The organism is Hymenobacter sediminis (genome assembly GCF_003231285.1).
Classification (GTDB): domain Bacteria; phylum Bacteroidota; class Bacteroidia; order Cytophagales; family Hymenobacteraceae; genus Hymenobacter; species Hymenobacter sediminis.
The window spans coordinates 98,843-121,192 of the sequence record NZ_QKNS01000010.1 but is presented as its reverse complement, the minus strand read 5'-3'; the positions used below and the strand labels follow the sequence as shown (position 1 = coordinate 121,192).

Below are 22,350 nucleotides of genomic sequence, written 5' to 3'. Positions count from 1 at the left end.
TGGTGTGTATGGGGTATTGAGGAGCAAAACATGGAGGAACAAGGCTTTCCCATCTCCCTTACATGCGCACCTGGTGGCGGGCTCATTACGTTCTCCCAGCAGCGCGTGCTATGTAAGGCTCTTGTAGCTTTTGCGCTTCACGAAAGGCAATTACCTAAAAAGGGTCCAGTTCCTAGAAGCTAGTATTTACCTTTATCTACCACAGATTAGGTAACAATTATGGCAGAGGACAGACCCCACCCCTTATCATTCTATCCACTCCTGATAAGAATGGAATTTGCCGAAACGGGAATGGAGATGGCGTTAGGTACTGGGTTTATATACGAACACCTAGGCTTATACTACCTGATAACAAATGGACATTGCGTGACGGGCGTTAACCCAGAAACACGTACTAGAATATCGCGCCACGCTGGTTATCCAACTGCTATTAAAGCAGGAGTTAGAACTCGCGACCCGGAATACATCAAGCAAAAACTTTTCGAATACTCGCAGACTGACCCATTACTCAGCAAGGTTGATACTGAGCAACTGATACACGGTTCGCTAAAGTCAGAGAAGTTGACCTTCAAACTTTACCAAGACGAATTTCACACTAGGCCTGCGTGGTTTATTCATCCTCAGCACGGTTATTTGGTCGACGTAGTTGCTATTCCAATTGGTGAAAAAGGGGCAATTCCTGCCCACGTGCATCTTTATCCCTTGAATGCCTTTCCATTCGAATGTGAGCCGGAGGTTTCAGATGATGTCTTCGTCTTGGGATATCCCTTTGGTATTACTGACCCATTAGAGTATCCTATCTGGAAGAAGGGCAGTATCGCCACAGAGCCATCAATTGCATTTATGGGGCTACCGCGGATGTTGATCGATACAGCAACTCGCTCAGGGATGTCAGGCTCCCCTGTTATCATAAAAAGAACGGGCATTCACCCCACCCTGGAAGATAGTGAGCGGTTTGGTACAGCCGCAGGCTTCGTTGGAGTTTACTCAGGACGTTACGGGGTTGAGAAGGATAACTTTAATAAGGATAGGCTTGAAAAAGAGAACGTTCAACTAGGAATAGTTTGGCGGAAAGAGGTGATTGAAGAAATAATTATTGGCCATGTTTCAGGGACAATAGACTTTCAACAACTGTAATGCGAGTTACTATCTATGCCGCGTCACATTCCCACCTCCAAGCAGGCGGTATTATATGGTGAAGCTGTCCATCATACATTCGTTTTCTATTAAATAAGTAAGCTAATTTCCTGTCCTTTTCTTGGCCCTGCACCAGATGCAGTTTTGAGTACTTCACCTCATAGGCCACCTATAAGCAGAGCCTACGAAAATCTATTTAATAGCAGTCTCAACGTCGTTGCTGGTTTTCGCGCGTCTAGCATTACATAAATGCCGGCTTGTAGCCATAGTACGCAAGCTGACTTATTCAGATCGATGAAGGCTATAGCCGAACTTGTATCATTACATAAACGCACGTTCATGTAATGATACAGAAGGCAAAATCGGGTAGTTTTAGGTCGTCCTTCGTCTTCTCCCTGTCCCTTATGCCCGACTATATTGCCTACTACCGTGTAAGCACCGCCCGTCAGGGGCAATCGGGATTAGGACTCGAGGCGCAACAAGCCGCCGTCCGGACGTTTCTCTCCTCGGGTGAGCAAATCGTGGGGGAGTTTATCGAGATCGAGAGTGGACATAAGAACGCGCGGCCTCAACTCGCCGCCGCCATGTAAGCGGCCAAGGAGGCCGGTGCCGTACTACTCGTCGCCAAGCTCGACCGGCTGGCTCGCAACCTAGCGTTCTTAACGGCCCTGATGGAAAGCCGCGTGCGCTTCAAGGCGGTGGATATGCCTGCCGCGGATGAGTTACGATTCACGTGCTCGGGGCCGTGGCGGAGAAAGAGGCGAAGGCTATCTCGACGCGGACCAAAGATGCGCTGGCGGCCAAGAAGGCGCAGGGCTTTCAGCTCGGCACACCGGCCAACCTGACGGCCGAGGCCCAAGCCAAGGGCCAGCAGAAACGCTAGGCGAATGCGCAGGCCAGCCTGGCCAATCGCTAAGCGGCCGAGCTCGCCCGGCTCTACCTTAGTATGCACTGGGACTACCGGCGCATTGCCGCCCAACTCACGGCCTCCGGCTACCGCACCCGCCGCGGCTGCCACTTCACCGCCGGCGTACGGCGCTTGGTTTTAGGGCTTGTAAGTGCGGCACAACCGTCTGAGTAGGAAGATGCATCTCGGTAGTTATTGTTTGATCACCCGATAGTGGCGCTCCTGCTCACTGATCCGCACCCGCAGCAGATACATGCCCGCCTGAAGATCACCCAGGTCCACCCCTCGGGCTGTTGTTTCGCGCACTAATGTTCCCCGTAACGTATAGACTCTAATCTGGGCTACCTCCCGTCGACCCGGCTCAACTACCCGCACATAGCCCGTTGTCGGATTTGGAAAGGCTGTTAGCTCCGGCAAGGGGAGAACCGGACGGGGAAGGGTAGTAAACAGAGTATCCTTACTATAGTAGTAGGCTCCGTTGTGCTGCACTCGCAGCCGCACCCGGTAGGTCGTTTCCGGCTGTAGTCCCATCAGCACATTCGTTTGCACCGAGTCGCCGCCGTACCAGAGTATGGGGAAAGCCGGTGCGACTGCACTATCCGCGGGTGCATTCACCGGCGCGTACTCAAACCGGTCGGCGTTGACGATACAATTCAGCCAAGTCAGTTTTCCGGTAAGCACAACACTACTGTCTGTGAGCTGTTGGGGAGGCGCCATTTGAGCCTGGAACGGAAGCGGCTGTGACTCCAGCGACCGGCGTACGAGCATCCCTTGCGGGCCCCCCAGCAGCAGCGCTTTGCCCTGGTGGGTATACGCCATGGCCTGCGAACCCATATTGAACTCCCAAATCCAGGTACGGCCCCCATCAGTGGTGCGAAACACATCCGAATTATCAGTCTGAATACAGCCCGTCATCCGGTCCATGAAGTGCACGTATTTAGGATGGCCAGGGGCGTAAATGGTATGATTGAGCTGGCTTTGCTGCCACGTGCGGGCTCCATCCTCCGTCTTGTAGAACGTCCCATATTCGTCAATCGCGAAGCCCACCTGCTCATCGACAAACTCTACATCGCTGGGTCCGCCATAGATTGGGACGGGCAATAGGTGCCAGTTTTGGCCGCTATCGCTTGTCTTGTAGAGCCCCTGAGAGCCCGTAGCATAGCCCGTGGTAGGCGTCGAGAACGTGAAGTTGCGAAGCCCATGTACTTGGGGACCCGTTAACACGACCCAGCTCTGCCCCCCATCTTGCGTTCGGGCCAGCACCTGTCCCGCATAACTGGAGTACGTATCTTCTCCGGCCACGTAGCCAATCTGACTCGTGGCCATGTGCAGGGCCACTAGATTATTTCCGAAGGAATAGCGGGCAGGAATCACGCTCGTCTTCCAGGTAACGCCCCCATCCCCCGACCGGGATACGGTTCCCCCGTGGCCTGCCACCACAACTGTGTTGACATCGGGACAGGAAAGCAGAGTGCCTCCTACTCCCGGCAGTACGACCCAGGTATCTCCCCCATCGATTGTTTTCAGCACCCCATCACTGGTCAAGGCGTAACCGGTGAGGCCATGACCGGGAAACTGCAGGGTAAACACCGTTCCTCGCCGACCGGACAGAGGTCGCCATGTCTTACCTCCATCCTCGGTGCGCAAAAGCGGGCCTTGCGAACTCTGGCCGACAACGTAGCCGATCATGGGAGAAGTGAACCACACGCTGGACCACCGGTTCCCACCCACTAATCCGCCAAGCCCAGTTGCCTGACTGCTCCAGGAGAGGCCGGCATCGGTCGTCTGATAGATGGTCCCGTAGTCGCCGACGGCATAGCCCGTTGTGGGAGAAACAAACTGCATATCGATCACATCCTGCAATCGAGTAGAGAGAAGTGTCCAGGTGAGTCCCCCATCCGTTGTACGCAGCAGATCACTGTGCTCCCGGTGGGCAAAGCCCAACTGGGGAGTTACAAAGTGCAGCATAGTAATTTCCGAGGGGAAATAGGTCTGCTCCGAGAGCTTAGTCCAAGTGGCGCCGCCGTCGGTGGTTTTGTACACGCGCCCGCCCCAAGTACCGAGATATCCCACCCTACCCGAGGGGAAAGAGCTACTCAGCACATCCGTGACGGGACTTTTAAACGCTTGCCAGTGTCGTCCGGCATCCGTGGAGCGGCGTACCAATCCATCCCAGGCGATTTCTACTACGGTGTCGGTACTGACTGCGTGCAGCCGGGTGTATACATGCGCCAACGGTGGCGGACCATATGAGCCAGAATACGGAGGGGGGTGCGGAGCGCCGGACTGCCGCTGCCAACTGCGGCCGGCATCGCTGGTGCGCCACAAGACGCCGGGCCTAGTCAGCAGGTACCCCACGCCCTGGGGAGAGCAATCCAGGGTACTGGCATCGGTAAAGCGGCGGCCTTCTTGCCAGGTAGCGCCAGCATCTTCCGTGCGTAAGACCAAGCCTAACTCTTGGAGCACAAGACCTTGGCGGGCATCCACAAACCGGACTGCTTTTCCCGGGTAAGGGCGTGGGGGCGAATTCAACCACTGCCACTGATCCTGTGCCCACCCTGTGGAGGTCAACCATAATAATAAGCTACATACTAGGTAAAGGTGCTTCATACGCGAGTAATAAAAAAACAGCGTTTAGCCTTAATCAATGGGCACTAGGTTAGACGGTAAGGGAGGCAAGGAAAGTGGCGTTCCGGGAAGACGATCACGGTGGCTTCTATTCTTTGCTAGGAGACGGATAGCATCAGAATCTAATGCTAGTTATAGCCTATCAGGGTAAGGGAAGCCGACAGCAAATGATAAATGGCCCGGTTTACTCTGCACTAATCGTACGGATTACATTACCGTGGTATTCGGAAACGTAGAGTACGCCATCTTTCCCGATGGCAAGGGCGGTTGGTTGATCAAACACGGCCGTCTGTAGGGGACCATCCGTATGCCCGATCTGCCGGGTCCCGGCGAGCGTGCTCACCTCCCCGGCCGGGGTGATCTTGCGGATGCAATGATTGCCATATTCAGCCACGAACACGTTGCCAAACGTGTCTACGGCGATGCCCGCCGGACGAAAAAATTGCGCGGTGCTGGCAGGACCGTCCTTATAGCCTAGGTTCCCCGTACCGGCCAGGGTGCTCACCTGCCCGTCCGAGGTAATCTTGCGAATCCGGGCGCCTCCATGTTCCGCCACGTAAATCGTGCCGTGGGCGTCCACGGCCAGGCCCTCAGGACTTTGGAACCGGGCTGCGGAGCCCACCCCGTCGGCGTACCCCCCGGGGCCCCCGGCCAGCGTGCTCACCACACCCGTGGTTGATATCTTGCGGATGCGCTGTTCGTTGACCGTCACGCCGGTCGTTATGTCGGTATAGCCTTTCGTATCCGACACGTACAGGGCTCCGTCCGGGCCGATTGCAATCCCGTCCAGACTATTAAAACTTAGCGCTGGCTGCGGGCCCATCTTGGTAGCCAAATTGGCCGGAGCCCGCGACCGTACTTACGGTCCCTCCAGGTGACAATTTCAGGATTCTAGCGTCCGTGGTGGCAATAAACACATTGTTTTGCGGGTCGACGGCCAGATCAAAGGTGCTAAATCCCGGACTAGAATACGGCGTGGAGAGGGCAAAGAGCGTAGAGACTACCCCAGTTGGGGTGATTTTGCGCACGGCTCGGTTCTCCACGTCCGACACATACACGTTGCCCTGCCCATCGACGGCCACTCCATCAGGTCCATCGAACTTGGCGGTGGCTCCCGGGCCATCCTGGAAGCCCCACCGGCCCGTGCCGGCCAGGGTCCGCACGGTGGTGTACACCATGGGCTTTGCCTCGATTGAAGGGGGCGTCACCTCGGAATCTTTTTTACAGGAAGCGAGACTTAATAGGCCCAGCAAGGCCATAGAGACAGTAAACGTCTTAGACACGTAACGAGAATAGTAGAAATGTATAAAGGAAGCAAGATAAGTAGGAGTATGCAAAGAAACCGAGTGTGAATAGCAAAGCGGTTTGGCCCATACAAGTAGGCTTACACAAAATGTTTATAACGAATAGTTTAGGCAGCTTTATCCTTGCAAATAAATCAGCTCAAAGCTTTAACAGGGAACGTATGTTACTTGCATCAGTCGTCGATAAAGGCAGGAAAGTGTCACGTCCTAACACGTCGTTCAACAAACGTGACAGATATCAAGCTAACCCGTGATTTCCTCGACGACGCCCTGAAAGATTCCTCACGCCTTGACCTGGACGCACTTTTTGCCTTGTAGTGGGAGCCTTAAACCGACGCGCCCACTTAACTTGTTTACCAAAGTTTTAATCAAGGCCAATGAGTGTGCCGTTAACTGTAGCCCTAGAAACTACTTAGTCATTAAACAACTATGAGAGTAGTTACTACCAGAACATATACTTCTGCTTATACCGAGTAACCTACTAAATGTGGATGCTGGGCAATTTGTATTTCCTAGCCTATCAACAGGCCAAATGTAGTCTAGCCAGACGAGCATAATTATGTTAAATATAAATTATTGAATATATGTGCCTATAAAATATCAACATTTTGATATAATAGACAGCAGGCTGCAAAGTGATGAATATCTGAACAAAGTATTGTAATAGAGAATTTTAAGCATGGTACACAGAACATAAAACATAAAGCAATATGCCCTGTCAAGATAGCAAGTTGATGCTGTAAGCGATGGTTGGGGCAGCTAGTGGGATTGCTGGCACGATAGGTAAACCAGATTTTAGAGGTAAGCACAGTGAGCCTTTTTTCCTCTTGTTCCTTGGAAAGGTTGATCAACGTAATGTTTGGCATAAGTAACATCAAGAAAAATGCTACTTATGCATCTATAGCGTAGGTATACCCACTTTATTCTTTTTCAATCATACTAACCTGAGCCGTATTCTTTTACTGGCCTGCAACCAATTGTTTGTTGGCCTGCTCTTAGCCATGTCAGTTACACCATTTACTGTACGCGTGTAGAATGAACAAAACCCTTATCGCTAGCACCTGGTGCGGGCTGCTACTATTAGCAGCGAGCTGCCAGAAACAAATTGATAATCCCACCGTGGCCTCCGAAGCCTGTGCTCCAGACCAGCCCGCGCTTCGAACGGTTCGTGATGCGGAAGGATCGGTGACTTTCGATCCCCTGGTGCGACAATACTGTATCAGTCGCTCTATTTCGGGTCCAGGGGGGCTCGATTCAACCGACATTGGGGTGCTGTGCGGCTCCATCCCGGAGCCCTTGCAGCGCGTCAACAGCAAGGTCGTCTTCAGCGGGGTCTACAAAGCTTATACCCCCTCCCTGACGGGTGTGCCCGTACATAACCGCTACTACTATTTGGAAGTAAGCCAGGCCAAAGTGGAACTTAACTTAGAGTGAACCGGGGTGAGCAGACAAGCGCGCTACAACACGTGCGTTCATCGTTGCTCGTCGGAGCCTCTACTGTTGCATGTTATAAACCCACGTGGCGGTTGCAGAACTCGGCGTAATTTCTACGAGGAAGAATCCAGGGAGGTAACACAAGCTTAAAATTTAGCAAAAGAGACTTCTGAGAACCATATCGTTTTCATAACGTCCGCTGCTAGAAAATGATAAGTGTGCTGTCGCTATCGGTCCAGAAAACCACTATTTGACTGAGCTTGCAGGGGAAGCGCCTGGCGTTATCCCTTGCTGGTGGGCCTCCACTACGGCGCTGTGCTGCTTGCCACCGCGGCCGCTTTCAGCGAGACGTAAGCCTAAAACGCTACTTTGCTTCCAGCAACCACTTTCTGGCGGCCTCTAGCGTCTTATCCTCCGCACCGGCCGGGCTATACTCCACCACCACATCCGGCGCGATGTTGGGCACATACGTGTTCCGGTTTTTATCCGCCATATAGCCCGTGGCCAATAACAGGTACGCTCCGTCTGAAAGCGGGTACGTTCCGTTGGTGGTGGTATACCCCGCCGAAGGCTGTCCGAAAATCTTTGCCTGGGGCAGCCCCTTCAGGGCGATGGCGACCATCTCCCCGCTACTGCCTGTCAGTGAATCAATCAGAACTGCTACTCTCTGCGGCGTTTTAGCCTTTTCAACGGCACGCTGCTTCGTTTTCTCCTTGTTGCTCCAAACCCACAGCGGTATAGTCTTCTTGATCCTGCGCCGGGGCAGAATGTAGTAGCCGTAAATCCCCTCGCCCAGCAGGGGCTGGAGCCCCTGGATCATGGGGTGCATATTCCCGCCCGTATTGTGCCGCAGGTCGACCACCCACCCCGTGAGGGTGTGTTGGCTTTCCAGCGCCTCTATCTGGTTGCGTATGTTTTGGGAAAAGGTCTGCCCGGCCGATGGGTTCATCGAGCTCAAGGCCGGAATCCGCAGGTAGGCAATCTCCTCTCCCAGGTACCGGCTTTGGGCTTGCTCGCCTGCATAGCTGGCAGAGGTCTGGCTGGTGGCTTTTTCTTTGGAGAGGAGAAAAGAATGCTTGTCCCCCGCGCTCTTGAGCATGCGCAGGATATGGTCGAGGACAGGCTTTGCCTCCTCAAGGGTGGCAAGGCCCCGTGCTTTTTCCGTGACCTCGCGGCTCACCTGAGCCCAATCAAGTGAATCTGCATACAGCGCATTTTCCTTTATGAGGAGTTGAAATGTAGCCAAGTACTCCACCACCTGCTTCGAGGGCTTGGCATCGGGCGTGCTGGTTTGGGCATACGCGCTGCTCGCCGTAACAAGGAGCGGTAAGACTAGTAGGCCTATTGGGGACTTTATTCGGTAGGGCATAAGGCTCAGCTGGCAGCGGTAATGTCAGTAAGGGGGAGCAGCTACCAGATGCAGATAAGGCCAGCGCGGTTGCCTGAGAACAACGCAGTTGAGCAGGAAGACGGAGTCTTTTTTATTCTCAAGGGCCACTTGCGCATCGAACTCGAGCACGGCACCGTCGAGTTGCCCGAAGGGGCCCTGTACGTCGTGCCGAAAGGCGTCCGGCATAACCCCGTGGCCGAGCACGAATGTACATTATGCTGATCGAACGAAAGTCCACCTTGCATACCGGTAGCGAGGGGACCGACAAAACCCGTTCCCTGGCCGATCAGCTGCGGTCTGTATAGGTAAAGAAGCTCTAGTACTGGAAAGCATTCTGACTTCTTCCGGGCGGGCCCAAGAGCCCGTTTCTCAATTAGGCTTTTCTACTGGAGCGTATGCCCCAGTTCTGCACGTAGCGGCACAGCCTGCGCCGCCCGACCTGGAGTTGTTATGGCAGAGCTTGCGGCGGGAGAGCAGCACTTCTTTTGCTGATCGCTCAGAGGTAGTGCGAGCGGATCTGCACTGGAGTAGAGTAGAACGCACTTAATTGTGCGGCCCGCCACAGCCGGGACTAATCTGACCGTCCGAGAGAACTTGGTGGGTAGTTTCATCTGGCATACCTGATGGCGGGAGTAGGCGTTAATATGGAGCGCGCCGCCAAGTCCTCTGTTGCGCATGCGTTTTTTGGGCAGAGCACGCTGGAGCCGGTATCAGGCAGCCTGCTTTAGCACTACGGGTGCGTCAGGTCAACCTATGCGGCCGCACCAGCACCGGTAAGACGCTGTTTCTCGCCATAGCCTACAATTCGGAGATGCCCCTTCAGCATCAGCCAAACAGGGCCCAGCAGGGCACCCTACCTAGGCCTGCGTCACCAAGACCGCCTCCCACCGGCTTTTATTGCGCTTGCTCAAGGTAAGCCAGTACTCGCCACTCCGCTCAGCAGCTGATAGTTCTGCAACAGCCACTACACCGCAGACCGCCTTGGGTAAGAGCAAGAGAAACCAATAACAGATCTTGGTGGCCCCGCCTTGCTGACCTGCATGGATGCTTCCGAGTCCGCCCGTGTCTGGCTACAGACCAGCTCCCCCATAGCCGCTCGGACAACTCCTAGCCGCGGGAGTCAACCGCCTATTGCACGGAAAATCAGGGGCTCCGTCCACCGGCCAGGGCTCATTAAGGTGCTGACCGCCTTGCTCACCGGGGATAAGATGACCATGGTCCACCCGACCCCGCTAGGGCGCAACAGCACCCTTCTGAGGTAGATACCTGCCAGTTCGGATGTACTGCAGTTACCACTCGGCTTGACGCATATACTCCGGCTGCAACAGGCGGATACCTTGTGGTAAAACTTCCAGTAGACCATCCCGCCGAAACTCACTTAAGGTACGGCTCAGAGACTCGGGTGCGATACCTACTAGGGCGGCTAAATCTTCGCGCGACACGCGAATAAAGGAGGTTGCCTCGTCGGCCCCATCTTGGCTCTGCAGTACTAACAGGGCATTCGCTACGCGGCGACGGAGTGACTGGTAGGCCATATCCAGTAGTTGCTGCTCGCGCGCGCGTTTACGACCCGCTAGCAAGCGAACAAATTGCTGGCTTACCTCAGGCAAACGCGACAGTTGTAAAAAGTCAGCAGCCGGGATGTATAACAGCACACAGTCCTCTACTGCTACTACTGATTCATGGTAGCACGTCTGTTCTAGTAACGCCTTATAACCGAAGAATTCGCCTGACTGATAAAAGCTGGTAATTAGCTCTTTGCCAAAGGACGTAGTCTTAGTTGCTTTAACACGGCCTGATTGAATAAAATACAAGCGTTTGGGCATCTCTCCCTCCGTATAAGCACTGTGCCGACGAGCCAAGATGTGTGGCGTACGATCAGCGACCAGAGAAGACATTGATCTCGCTACGGGGACCGCATCGGACCCGTTGGTCATATTCTCGGCAGGCAGCCGATGAAAGCGGTTGAGACGCCCAGCTATCGCCCGAAGCAGTTCGCCCGCGACTAGGGGCATGAATAGATAATCATCCGCACCAGCTTCCATGGCCCGGCGCATGTCTGTCCAAATCGCCGTAGGGCCAATGAGAATGAATGGAATGTTGGCCAGGGAAGCAGTACAACGAAACAAATGCAAGACGCCATAGCCATCTACGTCAGGCAACTCCAGAGCGCATAGGACTAAATCAGGTGGGCGGTGCTTGGCGGATTCCACTCCCGGATATCCCTCGCAGAAAGACACTACCTCGTACCCCGCTAAGCGCAATAAGGAAGCGATGGAGCTGCGCTGCTCTTCATTCCGGTGCAGTAAAAGAAGGCTTTTCACCTTGAACGAAGGAAGTAGTGGTTTGCCACAGCAGCCGTTTTTTAGCAATCAATGAAGACGAAGATAAGGCGAGTTGATTCTAATCATGAAGCGCTTGATTAAAATCAAAACCAGCTGTGACGCCAATCATAGCAGGAGGCGAACATATCCCGGAAGTTTGCACCGCGTTCACCACCCGAATAGAGGCGAAGCACTCATCGCTTCCTGGCCGATTACCTCTGCAGATAGGAGCCGCAAATAATGCGACTGTAAACTAACTGCTGGAATAGCAAATATGCTATTCTCATACCTGCAGAGTAGTGGCCTAGTTGCTAAACAACATCATTCAGATCATATGAAGCACACGTTGCTTATTTTTGACACGGACACCATGCAAGGCAAAGTCCGCTTCACTCTAATGGGCCCTGAATACGGATACACACACAATCTAGGGACTACTGAGAAAGATATAGTTTTGCCGTTGCCAGTCAATGCGGTAGCTCATCTCACTAAAAGCCCGGCACAAGCACTTGATGATACCAAGGCAATCTGCCGAGTATTAGGTGTTGATTTAAAAAACTGCGTAGTCTTCGAAGTTACCGAGTCACTTACTTTACCCACGGCTGGCTAATAGCCAAAAGGCCGTTCACCATAACCTGCCTCTATTTAAATTGTAGCTACCGGGAAGTTGATTTGCAAGTTATACACATTCAACGAGTTACTAAGCATGCTGTCGGTCGGCCGGGCCCAGGTCGGCCTGCTCTAGATGCCAGTTCTCTTAATTCAGCGTGCTCCAGTCCCGGTGGTATAAGAGGGCGTACGGGAGCTTTATCAGCAGGCAAATAGATAGTGATTCGGCTGATTGATGTCCGTCCGGGCGCCGCTCGGGTTACCCAGCGCCAGGTGTGCGCTTTCTGGGGGCAGTAGGGGCCTCGGAGCAGGATCGTCTGGGGAGTTGGAGCAGCCTATGGCGAGCAGGGCGAGCGCGAGATAGTAGGAATGGCGTGCATCCCCGAAAGGTACGGGCTCAAACGAGTAGGACAGAGAGAAGAACCGCACGCGCTTCTTCTTCTAGACAGCCGGGGTTAAAACTTGTAGGGAAACATAACTGAACACCCCACCTTTATCCCAAAAATAGAAAGTTAAGTTCCTATTTTAGGAAGCGTAGCTCGCCCCTGGTTTCTTTTCATCCCATTTCTTGACCTACTCGCCTAGAATTGCCAAGGGTTGATCGAACCAAAAACACGGCTCAAGCCCCTCTATTCTACCTTTGAGCCATCAGAAAAGCAGGAGCACTTGCTTTGTTGCACTCTCCTGATAACGCTTCTGCTTTTTACTCGCACTACCTACTTGCACGTTCTCAAAATGAAACTTAACGCTTCCCCTTTTCACTCGACAACGGGTGAACTACTCCCTGCCTACCGTGACGCTTATCTGCGCGGCGACCTCTCCAGCGTAAACACCGAACTGGTCGACGCTTATATTAAGGCCAACAGCCAACAAGCGGATGCTACCCTCCGCCGCTTCCACGAGATGAAAGCGCAGGGACATCAGGTAAGACCGGTTGGCTGGGTTCAGCGTCAGTTTGAGTTGATTCGCACCGAACCCCGGCGTTTCCGCCAGCGCGCCGCCACGATGGTTGTTGGTGCCGCACTCCTTGGCAGTGCCGTCTTTGCTGGTACGAGCCATCCTGCCACGACGGAAACAACGACTCCGCTAGCGTCTTCGCCTCTGGCCACTGCCGAAACCGACGCTTCGGCTAATTTTTTGCGTATTGCCACTGTACGGGGCCGCATCCTCGGTGAAGATGGTAAGCCGCTGGTTGGCGCGACCGTTCTGCAGAAAGGCAGCAGCTACGGAGTGAGCACTGATGCCAAAGGCGAATACACGCTGCGTGTACCCGCTAATCAGTCGGTAACGCTGCAGTACGGCTATGGGGGCTACCAGGACCAGGAAGTACAGGTAAAAGGCACCACCGTTGGGAATATGACGCTCACCCCCCGCCAAGGGGCTAAAAAGCACCGTTGGCTTTTTTTCTAGGCCGATGCTTCTGCGTGCTTGCTGCGGGTAACACTTTCTGAAAGGCAGCCAGCCAGGGCCCTGATAGAGCGAGCAAAAATGCCGCGGTCAGGTGATGGCCGCGCCCATGCTGCGGGAGGAGCCCGTAGGGAGTACTGCTTTATTGGATAGGCCCGGTATAAGAAGCCGGATTAGAAGGGTGAACAATAGGCTGTTCGTTGCTGAAACGGAGCCAGTAACGGTGCATTTTTCGCCTTCTTGTGCTTTTAGGCTTGAAGCAGACCGTTGCCTTGACTGCCAGTAGGCCTAAGAAACTCAGACCGACCAGCCGCCATCAACGTTCAGGGTGGCGCCGGTGATGTAGCCGGCGGCCTCGCTGGCCAAAAAGGCTACCACTTCGCCTACTTCCTGCGCGGTGCCAAACCGGCCTAGCATGATGGGCTCAAGCAGGCTAGCCACCGTCGCGGGGTCGGTTGGGGTCATATCTGTTTCAATCAGGCCGGGCTGGATAATGTTGACCGTAATGTTACGCGGGGCTAGGTCGCGGGCCCACCCGCGGGTGTAGGCCGCCAGCGCGCCCTTACTGGCCGCGTAGTCGCTGGTGCCCGCAAAGGGGGTGCGGATATTCGACCCTGACCCGATGGTGATGATGCGCCCGCCGGTGGACAGGTGCGCAACGGCCGCCCGTACGGTTTGGGCGGTGCCGTGCACGTTTACTTGCCACAGGTGGGTGAGGGCGGCCTCGTCAGGAGTGGCCTCGTCGACCGGGCTGTGCACGTATACCCCGGCGTTGTTAACCAAAATATCGAGCCTGCCGAAGTGCGCTACCACGGCGCTGATGGCCTGGCGTATGTCGGCGGTATTGGCCGTGTCGGCCTGCAGCGCCAGGGCTTGCCGGCCTGCCTGCTCCAGATCCGTGACCAGCGCCTGTGCTGGTCCGACGCCCCGCACGTAGGTAAATGCCACGCGCACGCCCTCGGCGGCTAAGGCCCGCACTATTCCGGCACCAATGCCCCGACTACCCCCGGTCACCAGGGCTACTTTGTTCTCTAAACCTCTCATCGTTTTGCAATTAAGCTAAGTTGCCCAGGTACGTTTAACCGGCGCAACAAAGGTCCAGGAGGGGAGCAGGGCAGACAAGTCCGGAAAATTTATTCGGGTAGCGATAACTTTAGCACCTAGGGCTGTTTTATTCCCTATGCCGCGTGGGTGCTCAAGCCGGCGGCCAACTCTACGGCGATGTATCAGAAGAAAATAGAACGTACTCTGGATTGCGGGGTAGTCCTAACCAAAGAAGTATTGCATGGGAAATGGAAGTCGACGCTGCTGCACTTTATTGCCCGCGACGTGCGGCGCCCGAGCGACTTGCAGCGGGCCATTCCAAGTGCCACCCGGCGGGTACTTAACCTCCAGCTCAATGAGCTGGAGCAACACGGCCTTGTCAGCAAAACCATCTTTCCACAACTCCCGCCCAAAGTGGAATATCATCTTACCCGCCTGGGAGAATCACTGCTGCCGGTGATTGAGGCCATGGAGCAATGGGGAAATGAACACCGCGCTACCTTGGAGCCCCTGCTTGCGGCTACGCCTAGGTCTGCGTCTGAGCCAGCAGGTTGATTTGGTTACGAAGCGGCGCGAAAGCCTGCGGTTCTAGTAGACCAGTCAGTATTCCCCCGCAAAGTCAACGTACTGCTTTAGGAGCATGCGTTCGTACGCTTGCGCCTCGAGCGTTGGACCTTTGCCTGGCCTAGCGCCAACAGCATGTTGACGAATTGCTGGCCGCCCTACAATTCATTTGCTTGTAGTCATACTGTCAATGGCAACCCGCATTGGTGGAAGATTTGGCTTATCCACGCAGTCTAGGCTCCTTACGCCCTGCCTAGCTGCGCGCGAATACGACTGAGCGAAGGACCCTTGATGCCGAGGTAGGAGGCAATATGCCCCAAGGAAATGCGATTGGTCACGCCCGGAAACTGCTTCAGCAGTGCTAAATAGCGCTGTTCCGCCGTTTGAAACAACATGGCCTCCGCCTTGGCCTGGTGCAGGATGAGATACTGCTCGGCCAGCAGGCGGCCGAACCGCTCCCAGCCGTGCGATTGCGCGTAGAGCGTATGCAGCTGTCCCACGCTGATGACCAGCAGCTCGGCCTCTTCCAGCGCGGCAATGTAGTAGGGACATGCCTCTTGGGTAAGCAGACTTTTCAGGGAGGTGAGAAAAGTGCCCTCGGGCACAAACGCCACATTGTGTTCCTGCTCGGTCACGGGGTCAACGTAGTACACGCGGAACAGGCCATGTACGATAAAGCCGACGTACTGGCACACGGCGTTGCGAAAGTTGAAAAATTCGTTGCGCGGGATAGTGCGGAGCGTCCAGTAATCCTGGGCGAGGCGCAGGTCTTCTTCGGAAAGGCGGGCAAATGCCTGCAGCTGCTGAGTCAGCAGCTGATGCGGAGAAACAGCAGAAACGGGGAGCATAGCGGAGCAAAGTAATTAGGAAAGCGCCGGCTGTGACACCCCGCCAGCTCAATTTAAGTGAAGCCAGGGCGGCCGAAGCAGGCAGATACTCCGGCCCCGGGGGAGCAAGCGGGCGGCCGCAGACCTGGAGAACCAGCTGGCTGTACTAAAATACCCGTTGGGTGACACTTTTTAACCTAGGTGAAAAATCAGGCGGGCGGACGACGGGACCTTTGTCGCATCATCCACCTCACTAGATCCGATGTCTATTTCCTCAACATCCCCTAGCCAAGCGCCCGGTCAGACCGCCCACGCTTTGCGCACGTTGTACTTGGTCCGCGCCGCTTTCTCCGTGGTCTGGGTTGGCCTGGTTTTTCTGTTAGCCAACTCTTCGCCTGCCCTCACGGCCGCCTTATTGTTGGTGTACCCGGCCTGGGACGTACTGGCCACGTTCGGGGACCTTCGAGCGATCCGCGGAACCGGGGAAACGATGCTGCCCCAATACGTGAACATCGTCGTAGGCAGCCTCACGACAGTGGCCGTCGGCTTGGCCTTGCGGGAGGGCATTCCGGCAGTACTCCTGGTGTTTGGCGTATGGGCCGTGTTGACGGGACTCCTTCAGCTGCTGCTCGGCTTGCAGCGGCGACGCCAGATGGGTGGGCAGTGGCCAATGATCCTTAGCGGCGGGCAGTCGGTTCTGGCCGGGGCGCTATTTGTGGTCCAGGCGCACGATCCCACCAAAGGGGTGACTAACGTGGCCGCTTACTCGGCGGTCGGAGCCTTCTATTTTCTGCTCGCAGCGCTGCGTCTGCACAAAGCGATTCATTCGACTCACTAGGCGCCTATACGTAGCTCGTTGCGTGTTGCCAGACGCAGCGAGTATGCCTTTGCTGCTGGGTAAGACGAACGGTCACTTCTTACGAGCGATATTCCCCTCCTCTATCTTTCCACTCTTTTCCTTGCCCGCAGCTCCCTACCTTGCGGCCCCGCTGGTGTACTCTTCGTCTGCCAGACCCCTTGCAGCTCGTCTTCCTCACGCTAGTTGGATTCGCCCAACCAGCTCAGACCAGTGCAAGAACCATCCACGCTGAAACCCAAGTTGCATACGCAGCAAGGCCCGCCCCCGCTTCATGACAATCCTCTTGCCTTGCCTGTTGTTCTTCAATCTGCTGTGTTTCCTGCTCTTCGCCTGGGATAAGCGCCAGGCCCAACGCAAACAGCGGCGTCTGGCCGAAAAAACCCTGCACCTGGCCACGCTGCCGGGCGCGGCACCCGGCGCGTGGCTGGCGATATGGCTGCTGCACCATAAAAACCGCAAAGCTGCTTTCTGGGGTGTTACCCTGGGGCTGACATTGCTGCAAGGGGGGGTACTCTATTTCGCGTGGCCCTATTTTCAGGCACTCTTGTAAGCGGGGCAAGCAACTGTCTGCGGGGAAGTAAGCCATGAATACCTAAAGCAGAGAGGTTTCATGAACGAAAGGGTAGATTAAATAAAACTGGAAACCTGAACTGCTATCCTCGTTGAGGATTGCTCTTGACTTTAGGCGCGTGAAAACCCTATCTTTATAGGGTAAAAAAATACGGGAAGCCTTTCGGCTCCCCGTATCCTTACTTCCAGTGTTCGAGCAGCGCCACGGCACTCCCGCCCACTAGAAACCCCAACAGCCACTTGACCAGCTCCTGGGGTACCCGGATTTTAAGCGTGAACCTAAAATCCGTTTCAGCACGTTCCTTATCCATTGCGTTAGAAGTAAGGTGTTGCTGCACCCACTTCTTGAAACCCTGGAGGCCTCCACGCCCCCAGGGTTTCGCCGTTCATAGGCAACCGAGTTGGCGAGGTGAATACCGTACGTTACCCTAAGATACGCATAAAAAGCTGTTTTTCGGGCTAAAAAGGCAGCTTTTGAGCGCCAGGATTCGTGGAGCCGCTTTGCCTTGAAGCACCGCTTTTCCCGTACTTGTCAGCCGCAATATCCAGTCCCACACTATCTGCGACCAAGGATTGAAGCGAGGTATTGGCAAAGCCAATCACCAGGCCTGAACCTATGCGGTATAGCTTTTCCAGTTTAGTTTTCCCCAGGAATTGAAGGCTGGACATAAACCAACAGAGCACCCTGCGCCCCCGGGTGAGCTAACTGCTGGCGGAATACGATCCAAGATCAGATGAAAGTTGTTGATCCGGTAATGATTTCCTGTCGCAGGAGTAGTCGGCGTACGGCGGTAGCATCAAACTCTTTACCCCGACGGGTGCGGTAGTCTCCGCTGTTGAGTTCCTGCGCTATCTGCAACAGGGTGTGGCCCTGCTGGCGTAAGAGGACGGCTAAGCGCGCCGCCTGGCGATTCTCCTTATTCTCCCGGGCATTTTGCTGGCGCACAACCTGACCTTGGCGCATTGCTTCAGTGGTAAGGTTGGCTGGCGTTCCGAGCGCTACCCCGCGAGCCTTTAAAGCAGCTAGCGCTTCTTTGGTTCGTTTGCTGATCAACTCCCGCTCGTGCTGGGCCAGGACGGCGAAAATGCCGACCGTGAGTGTATTGGCGTCCGGCATATCACAGCAGATAAAATCCACTCCGCTGTCGCGCAGGGCAAAGATAAAGCCGGCGTTACGCGAGAGACGATCAAGCTTGGCAATCAGCAGGGTCGCACCAGCTTGTCGCGCGTGGGCAATGGCGGCCAGCAGTTGGGGGCGCTGATTTTTCTTGCCACTCTCTACCTCCGTGTAATGGCTCAGCACCTGTGCGGGCGCCCGGACATACTGCGCGACTGCGTGCTGCTGAGCTTCCAGGCCTAAGCCGGAGGTACCCTGTTTGGTCGTGCTGACCCGATAGTAGGCAATATACTGCTGCATGAAGGCAAGATATGGGGCATTTGTCATTTTACAAACGGGCGTTTATAAAATGACAATAACAGAGTTCTTACTCTTCCAGCGTCGGGGTAAGGAGTACAAACAGCTTACAAATGAGAGTATATTTAAGTATAAACCGTATTTGCGCGATATACTAAAATATACTGCCTTCGCGGGAGGGTGAACGCGGTTTTATACCATGCCCTTATTGGCACATCCCAGCGAAAATTTAAATACTCCATTTGTCCTACACCCTTAGCATTCTGCCATGGCAAAATTCTATGTCATCTCTTAACAGTAGCACTAGCACCTACCGCTTGTCTTGCACGTCACCCGGCATTAACCACTAGGCTATCACCCTTTTGTCGTCATATTATTCCGGGGTATTCAGATCAGAAAAATACCCCCTTCCCTCCCCTACCGCCCCTGGGGAACGAGTGTGACCTCTACGAGAACTAACAAGAGTAGGGAGCAGGTGAGTCGCTCGAATGATGGAAAATCAAGGAGCAGGCAGTACGCAGCAGCCTAAGTGGTTAGCGCTGCTGACGTAACTAAAGCAACTGGCGTGCGGAAACCTTCAGCTTTAAATCGGACCACCGTACGCTTTTCCCCTTATTCAAGAGTTGCCAGCTTTGACGCTGAGCATCCATAGCAAACAGTAGCAAGAGAACTTACACCAAACCCCATACCTGTCCATCCAACGGAATTAAGTAAAGCGGGGGGGCAGTAACTCTGACGTTATCAATAACTGCCTTAGGTGCGGTAGAATAGGCAGCTGAGTTAACGATACGATGGTGTAATTTCTTCCGTAGTTGCTCTGAGAGTTTTCCCCCAAAGGCTTCTACCAGCCCTACCCCATTATTTAAAGGCTTTTACTTAACTGCAGGCAGATCTGAGAGGAAAAAAAGACAAGCTAAAAACCTGAATCCCTTTCCCTTTTTCTACTTATTCTTATTCTTTCTTCTAACACGCATAAATATCTGTAAATCAAATTATTAAGCAGGTTATCTACGGAAAGAATTACACTTTGCTACGGAAGAAACTACACCCAATTACGGAAGAAATTACACTCTATTACGGAAGGAACTACACCTATCTACGGAAGAAACTACACTTACTACGGAAGGAATTACACTACGTCCTGTCAACTACGGAAGAAGCTACACCCTCCTTTGGCCCCTTAGCAGCGGAAAAGACCTCTGCACTATTGCGGAAGAAATTACACTCTGTAAACTAACTACGGAAGAAACTACACCCATAACAGCGGCTAAATGAACTACGGAAGAAATTACACCTCGTAAAAGTTGAGCTTAAGAAACAGAGCTTCATTACGGAAGAGCTGATATTATTTTCCGTAGTTTGGGATAGCTTTAATCCGCAAGCTTGAAAATGGAATTAGCTCTATACCCCCAGGCCCGCCAAGCAAACATTCTAGTTAGGTCTCCTTTGAAGTTGAATCACATTGAGGCCCGCATCATTGCCTTGGCGCTAGGGTGCATCCACTCGAAGTCATTGGAGTTGCCTCAGATTCGGATTCCAATGAAACGGATTATTCCGAAGGCGAAGTCGGGGCCGGTTTATGAGCAGATTGATGTGGCCTGCAAAACCTTAATGGGCAAGGTAGTCAGCATTGCCCGGACAAATTCCAGAGGTAAGATGAATATCAAAAACTATGGTATCATCAGCTTTATGGAAATTGACGAAGGCACGGGCTACGTGACGGGAAATTTTGCTCCGGAGATAAAGCCGTTTTTACTTGAACTAGCCAGTGAATACACAACGGTTGAGATCGAAACCATCCTGACCCTGAAGAGTGCCCATGCGCATCGCCTCTACTGGCTGCTGAGTAGTTGGGATGATGTGGGCAGCTGGGAAGTGGAAATTGACAAGCTGCGGGAACAGATGGTCGGCACGGAAGATACGGCCTACACTATCTTCTACGACTTTAAGCGCTACGTTCTGGAACCAGCGGTAAGGGAATTACACGATATTGGCTGGCTGGTGGGTTGGGAGCCACTAAAAGTGGGTCGGAAGGTGAGCAAGATTCGTTTTACCATCCCCAAGCATGTCACGGCAGGTGGCACTACCGATGCGCAAATCATTGATATTACCCCAAGAAGCCGACAAAAGCAGAAACAGGCCGACCAACTGACCCTAGGTATCATTGCCGAATTACCTACCCTGCATCAGCGCATCATTGCCCGCCTACAGAAGCTGCAGGTGACCGACTCGCAGATCAAAACTGTATTAGATTTCTTAGGTGATGATGAAGCTGGTTTCATGAAGCTGCTGAAATCTACGCACCAACTGCTGGTGAACTACGAAACCAAGTCTAAAGTATTCGACAACATCGGTGCCACGACAATCAATCATCTGAAAACGGAGTTCCCAAGGTTGTTCTCAAGACTGTAGCCAATTCTAACAAGCTTTAACACTTAACTTACATCATTTTTTCTTTGTTAATCAGTATTTTATAATATTATTTTAAACCTATTATAACACCTGTTATTAGGTGTGGATTCAGGTGATATAATACACCAGTAATAAGTAATGATTGAGCAAAACGAACACCTTCTTTTACACCTGTATTTGGCTGTGAATTAAGGTGTAGAAGAAGGTGATTTTATATCGCGGTTTAAGTGCTTCTGCAATCTCGTATCCATCATCCTGTTAGACGAGGAAGCCGGACTGGATATAACGGGATGATTAGCTGCCAGGGCCTCCAAACAACGGGGTTAGCCTAATAGCCAGCGTTCCCGACAGATTCCCCTAAGATGTACATGCTATCGGCCGCAGCGGTAAGAATATGCCGACCAGGCGAGATGTTGGCCGTGCCCTGTACGGGCACCTAACCGCCAGATCATACTGCTGGGCGTAAGCGGCCTGCCCTGTCAGAGTAAGTAGCAATTGCCACAATTGAACGAGCTCGAAAACACCTATTACTTTGCCTGGGCGGTCCAAAACGGGAATATGCGGCTAGCAGGTTCGGCTGAACTTGCGTATTTGCTGACGCTTGCTAGGGGTGAGAGGGCGAATCATCAAGCGTGGATAAGCGAATCACCTGGTTTCCTAGTAAGATTTCGGGGTCCACGTGCCGGGGCTTCAGGGCGATGGCGGGGCGGGGCGGCTGGCTCTGTTGCCAAGCAGCGTACAGGTCAGCCACGGGCTGTCCACTCAGGGCGTGCAGCCGCGCTAGCAGCTGCGCGTCATCTTGGTGGAAGTCGTCCAGGGTCAGCTGGCCGGCCACGTAGTACGTGCGGATAAGGTCACGCAGGAACCGGCTGGCTGCTTGACTCCGCGGACCGGCAAAATAGTGCTCGATCAGGTAGGCGTACTGTTGGCTGAACCACCGAGCATGCTCCGCGCTGCCAACCACAACGCGCCCCTCGTGCACGCGCAAGCCCTGCACAAACCACCTGACGTCGTCGGGGGATAGCACCCCCAGCTGATGCAGGTCGCGCAGGGTATAGTCGATTCGGTCGGCCGCCAGGTTGGGCAAGGGCTGCTCCAGCAAAGTGAACTCGTCGAGGTCCAGAAACTCCCGGTAGTGAAAGCCGTGGCGGGCCAGCGCCCCTTGAATGGCTGAGTCCGCCAGCACCGTTTCGTAACGCTGCTCGTGGTAGTCCTCCCCCGGCAGCTCCAGCACGTAGTCGATCAGGTGCGAAAACGCCGTGTGCGAGACGTCGTGCAGCAAGCCCGCGAGCTGCTCGCGCAGGCTGCCGCCGAGCTGCCGGATTAGCAACATAACCCCCACCGAGTGGTCGAAACGGGTGTGGTTGATCGCCGGGTTAGCCAAGATAATGGCGCCGCCCTGGTGAATGCCGCGCAGACGTTGCAGCGGGGCGGTGTGCAGCAGATCCGCAACGGCCGGGGGCAGTTGCGTGGCGCCGTAGAGCATATCCTCGTAGTGCATCGGCTAAATGATTGCGGGT

Annotated in this window: 23 protein-coding genes; 12 read left to right on the top strand and 11 right to left on the bottom strand. The window is 54.0% G+C overall.

Going from position 1 to position 22,350, the window contains the following annotated elements; all coding sequences use genetic code 11:
- The first annotated feature begins 270 nt into the window (after nt 1-270).
- The 4 genes from DNI29_RS22105 to DNI29_RS25190 all read left to right on the top strand — a co-directional run bounded on the left by DNI29_RS22105 (nt 271) and on the right by DNI29_RS25190 (nt 2,218).
- Nucleotides 271-1,137 carry a trypsin-like peptidase domain-containing protein gene (locus tag DNI29_RS22105; RefSeq protein WP_162303711.1) on the top strand — a complete coding sequence of 289 codons (867 nt, stop codon included), beginning with the start codon at nt 271-273 and terminating at the stop codon, nt 1,135-1,137.
- Nucleotides 1,138-1,541: 404 nt separating this feature from the next.
- A complete protein-coding gene (locus DNI29_RS25025) occupies nt 1,542-1,727 on the top strand; it encodes a recombinase family protein (RefSeq protein WP_238388184.1) in 186 nt (61 codons plus the stop codon).
- 155 nt (nt 1,728-1,882) lie between these two features.
- On the top strand, nt 1,883-2,020 hold the full coding sequence (locus DNI29_RS25020) for a hypothetical protein (RefSeq protein WP_238388183.1): 138 nt from the start codon (nt 1,883-1,885) through the stop codon (nt 2,018-2,020).
- A 63-nt stretch (nt 2,021-2,083) separates the two neighbouring features.
- On the top strand, nt 2,084-2,218 hold the full coding sequence (locus DNI29_RS25190; protein ID WP_262510238.1) for a hypothetical protein: 135 nt from the start codon (nt 2,084-2,086) through the stop codon (nt 2,216-2,218).
- An 18-nt stretch (nt 2,219-2,236) separates the two neighbouring features.
- Here DNI29_RS25190 and DNI29_RS22095 read toward each other — a convergent pair whose 3' ends face one another.
- The 3 genes from DNI29_RS22095 to DNI29_RS22085 form a co-directional block, all read right to left on the bottom strand.
- Nucleotides 2,237-4,510, bottom strand: a complete 2,274-nt coding sequence (locus tag DNI29_RS22095) for a YCF48-related protein (RefSeq protein WP_162303710.1) — start codon at nt 4,508-4,510, stop codon at nt 2,237-2,239.
- 346 nt (nt 4,511-4,856) lie between these two features.
- The gene (locus DNI29_RS22090) at nt 4,857-5,423 is read right to left on the bottom strand and encodes an NHL repeat-containing protein (protein ID WP_162303709.1); all 567 of its coding nucleotides are present in this window, start codon (nt 5,421-5,423) and stop codon (nt 4,857-4,859) included.
- Between the two features lie 43 nt (nt 5,424-5,466).
- Nucleotides 5,467-5,955 carry an NHL repeat-containing protein gene (locus tag DNI29_RS22085; RefSeq protein ID WP_123823379.1) on the bottom strand — a complete coding sequence of 163 codons (489 nt, stop codon included), beginning with the start codon at nt 5,953-5,955 and terminating at the stop codon, nt 5,467-5,469.
- Nucleotides 5,956-7,179: 1,224 nt separating this feature from the next.
- Here DNI29_RS22085 and DNI29_RS24315 point away from each other — a divergent pair.
- Entirely contained in the window at nt 7,180-7,410 is a 231-nt protein-coding gene (locus tag DNI29_RS24315; RefSeq protein WP_123823378.1) for a hypothetical protein, read from the top strand.
- A 364-nt stretch (nt 7,411-7,774) separates the two neighbouring features.
- Here DNI29_RS24315 and DNI29_RS22075 read toward each other — a convergent pair whose 3' ends face one another.
- Nucleotides 7,775-8,779, bottom strand: a complete 1,005-nt coding sequence (locus DNI29_RS22075) for a S41 family peptidase (RefSeq protein WP_110980318.1) — start codon at nt 8,777-8,779, stop codon at nt 7,775-7,777.
- Nucleotides 8,780-8,800: 21 nt separating this feature from the next.
- Here DNI29_RS22075 and DNI29_RS25390 point away from each other — a divergent pair, with 21 nt between their 5' ends.
- The gene (locus DNI29_RS25390) at nt 8,801-9,022 is read left to right on the top strand and encodes a cupin domain-containing protein (RefSeq protein WP_369073977.1); all 222 of its coding nucleotides are present in this window, start codon (nt 8,801-8,803) and stop codon (nt 9,020-9,022) included.
- 1,067 nt (nt 9,023-10,089) lie between these two features.
- On the opposite strand, the gene DNI29_RS22060 is transcribed toward DNI29_RS25390, so the two are convergent.
- A complete protein-coding gene (locus DNI29_RS22060) occupies nt 10,090-11,124 on the bottom strand; it encodes a cyclic nucleotide-binding domain-containing protein (RefSeq protein ID WP_110980316.1) in 1,035 nt (344 codons plus the stop codon).
- A gap of 334 nt (nt 11,125-11,458) precedes the next feature.
- On the opposite strand from DNI29_RS22060, the gene DNI29_RS22055 reads away from it, so the two are divergent.
- Nucleotides 11,459-11,734: a hypothetical protein gene (locus DNI29_RS22055; protein ID WP_110980315.1), complete on the top strand. Its 276-nt coding sequence runs from the start codon at nt 11,459-11,461 to the stop codon at nt 11,732-11,734.
- 734 nt (nt 11,735-12,468) lie between these two features.
- Complete coding sequence (locus tag DNI29_RS22050; RefSeq protein ID WP_110980314.1) at nt 12,469-13,143, top strand: carboxypeptidase-like regulatory domain-containing protein; 675 nt, start codon at nt 12,469-12,471, stop codon at nt 13,141-13,143.
- Nucleotides 13,144-13,437: 294 nt separating this feature from the next.
- Here DNI29_RS22050 and DNI29_RS22045 read toward each other — a convergent pair whose 3' ends face one another.
- Nucleotides 13,438-14,184 (bottom strand): SDR family NAD(P)-dependent oxidoreductase, encoded by a 747-nt coding sequence (locus tag DNI29_RS22045; protein WP_110980313.1) that lies wholly within the window; start codon nt 14,182-14,184, stop codon nt 13,438-13,440.
- Between the two features lie 177 nt (nt 14,185-14,361).
- On the opposite strand from DNI29_RS22045, the gene DNI29_RS22040 reads away from it, so the two are divergent.
- Nucleotides 14,362-14,739: a winged helix-turn-helix transcriptional regulator gene (locus DNI29_RS22040; RefSeq protein ID WP_110980312.1), complete on the top strand. Its 378-nt coding sequence runs from the start codon at nt 14,362-14,364 to the stop codon at nt 14,737-14,739.
- 251 nt (nt 14,740-14,990) lie between these two features.
- Here the strand turns inward: DNI29_RS22040 and DNI29_RS22035 are convergent, their stop codons facing one another.
- Entirely contained in the window at nt 14,991-15,596 is a 606-nt protein-coding gene (locus DNI29_RS22035; protein WP_110980311.1) for a Crp/Fnr family transcriptional regulator, read from the bottom strand.
- Nucleotides 15,597-15,837: 241 nt separating this feature from the next.
- Here DNI29_RS22035 and DNI29_RS22030 point away from each other — a divergent pair, with 241 nt between their 5' ends.
- Both DNI29_RS22030 and DNI29_RS22025 read left to right on the top strand, forming a co-directional pair.
- Entirely contained in the window at nt 15,838-16,413 is a 576-nt protein-coding gene (locus DNI29_RS22030; RefSeq protein WP_110980310.1) for a DUF308 domain-containing protein, read from the top strand.
- A gap of 292 nt (nt 16,414-16,705) precedes the next feature.
- On the top strand, nt 16,706-16,984 hold the full coding sequence (locus tag DNI29_RS22025) for a DUF1294 domain-containing protein (protein ID WP_110980309.1): 279 nt from the start codon (nt 16,706-16,708) through the stop codon (nt 16,982-16,984).
- Nucleotides 16,985-17,183: 199 nt separating this feature from the next.
- Here the strand turns inward: DNI29_RS22025 and DNI29_RS25185 are convergent, their stop codons facing one another.
- The 3 genes from DNI29_RS25185 to DNI29_RS22015 form a co-directional block, all read right to left on the bottom strand.
- Nucleotides 17,184-17,315 carry a hypothetical protein gene (locus DNI29_RS25185; RefSeq protein ID WP_262510237.1) on the bottom strand — a complete coding sequence of 44 codons (132 nt, stop codon included), beginning with the start codon at nt 17,313-17,315 and terminating at the stop codon, nt 17,184-17,186.
- Between the two features lie 148 nt (nt 17,316-17,463).
- Nucleotides 17,464-17,673, bottom strand: a complete 210-nt coding sequence (locus tag DNI29_RS22020; protein ID WP_110980308.1) for a hypothetical protein — start codon at nt 17,671-17,673, stop codon at nt 17,464-17,466.
- Between the two features lie 61 nt (nt 17,674-17,734).
- Nucleotides 17,735-18,421, bottom strand: coding sequence for a recombinase family protein (locus tag DNI29_RS22015; RefSeq protein ID WP_110980307.1), 687 nt, complete (start codon nt 18,419-18,421; stop codon nt 17,735-17,737).
- Between the two features lie 1,386 nt (nt 18,422-19,807).
- On the opposite strand from DNI29_RS22015, the gene DNI29_RS22005 reads away from it, so the two are divergent.
- Nucleotides 19,808-20,830: a replication initiation protein gene (locus DNI29_RS22005; protein WP_123823377.1), complete on the top strand. Its 1,023-nt coding sequence runs from the start codon at nt 19,808-19,810 to the stop codon at nt 20,828-20,830.
- 604 nt (nt 20,831-21,434) lie between these two features.
- On the opposite strand, the gene DNI29_RS22000 is transcribed toward DNI29_RS22005, so the two are convergent.
- Nucleotides 21,435-22,331: an HD domain-containing protein gene (locus DNI29_RS22000; RefSeq protein ID WP_110980304.1), complete on the bottom strand. Its 897-nt coding sequence runs from the start codon at nt 22,329-22,331 to the stop codon at nt 21,435-21,437.
- Nucleotides 22,332-22,350: the final 19 nt, after the last annotated feature.

Bases quoted from the DNA above. Each gene is read 5' to 3' on its own strand.
- DNI29_RS22035 (WP_110980311.1), bottom strand. From the start codon at position 15,596: ATGCTCCCCGTTTCTGCTGTTTCTCCGCATCAGCTGCTGACTCAGCAG.
- DNI29_RS22050 (WP_110980314.1), top strand. From the start codon at position 12,469: ATGAAACTTAACGCTTCCCCTTTTCACTCGACAACGGGTGAACTACTC.
- DNI29_RS25025 (WP_238388184.1), top strand. From the start codon at position 1,542: ATGCCCGACTATATTGCCTACTACCGTGTAAGCACCGCCCGTCAGGGG.
- DNI29_RS22000 (WP_110980304.1), bottom strand. From the start codon at position 22,331: ATGCACTACGAGGATATGCTCTACGGCGCCACGCAACTGCCCCCGGCC.
- DNI29_RS22025 (WP_110980309.1), top strand. From the start codon at position 16,706: ATGACAATCCTCTTGCCTTGCCTGTTGTTCTTCAATCTGCTGTGTTTC.
- DNI29_RS22020 (WP_110980308.1), bottom strand. From the start codon at position 17,673: ATGTCCAGCCTTCAATTCCTGGGGAAAACTAAACTGGAAAAGCTATAC.
- DNI29_RS22105 (WP_162303711.1), top strand. From the start codon at position 271: ATGGAATTTGCCGAAACGGGAATGGAGATGGCGTTAGGTACTGGGTTT.
- DNI29_RS22015 (WP_110980307.1), bottom strand. From the start codon at position 18,421: ATGCAGCAGTATATTGCCTACTATCGGGTCAGCACGACCAAACAGGGT.
- DNI29_RS25185 (WP_262510237.1), bottom strand. From the start codon at position 17,315: ATGGATAAGGAACGTGCTGAAACGGATTTTAGGTTCACGCTTAAAATC.
- DNI29_RS22075 (WP_110980318.1), bottom strand. From the start codon at position 8,779: ATGCCCTACCGAATAAAGTCCCCAATAGGCCTACTAGTCTTACCGCTC.
- DNI29_RS22040 (WP_110980312.1), top strand. From the start codon at position 14,362: ATGTATCAGAAGAAAATAGAACGTACTCTGGATTGCGGGGTAGTCCTA.
- DNI29_RS22055 (WP_110980315.1), top strand. From the start codon at position 11,459: ATGAAGCACACGTTGCTTATTTTTGACACGGACACCATGCAAGGCAAA.
- DNI29_RS22005 (WP_123823377.1), top strand. From the start codon at position 19,808: ATGGAATTAGCTCTATACCCCCAGGCCCGCCAAGCAAACATTCTAGTT.
- DNI29_RS22030 (WP_110980310.1), top strand. From the start codon at position 15,838: ATGTCTATTTCCTCAACATCCCCTAGCCAAGCGCCCGGTCAGACCGCC.
- DNI29_RS25390 (WP_369073977.1), top strand. From the start codon at position 8,801: ATGTCAGTAAGGGGGAGCAGCTACCAGATGCAGATAAGGCCAGCGCGG.
- DNI29_RS25190 (WP_262510238.1), top strand. From the start codon at position 2,084: ATGCACTGGGACTACCGGCGCATTGCCGCCCAACTCACGGCCTCCGGC.
- DNI29_RS22045 (WP_110980313.1), bottom strand. From the start codon at position 14,184: ATGAGAGGTTTAGAGAACAAAGTAGCCCTGGTGACCGGGGGTAGTCGG.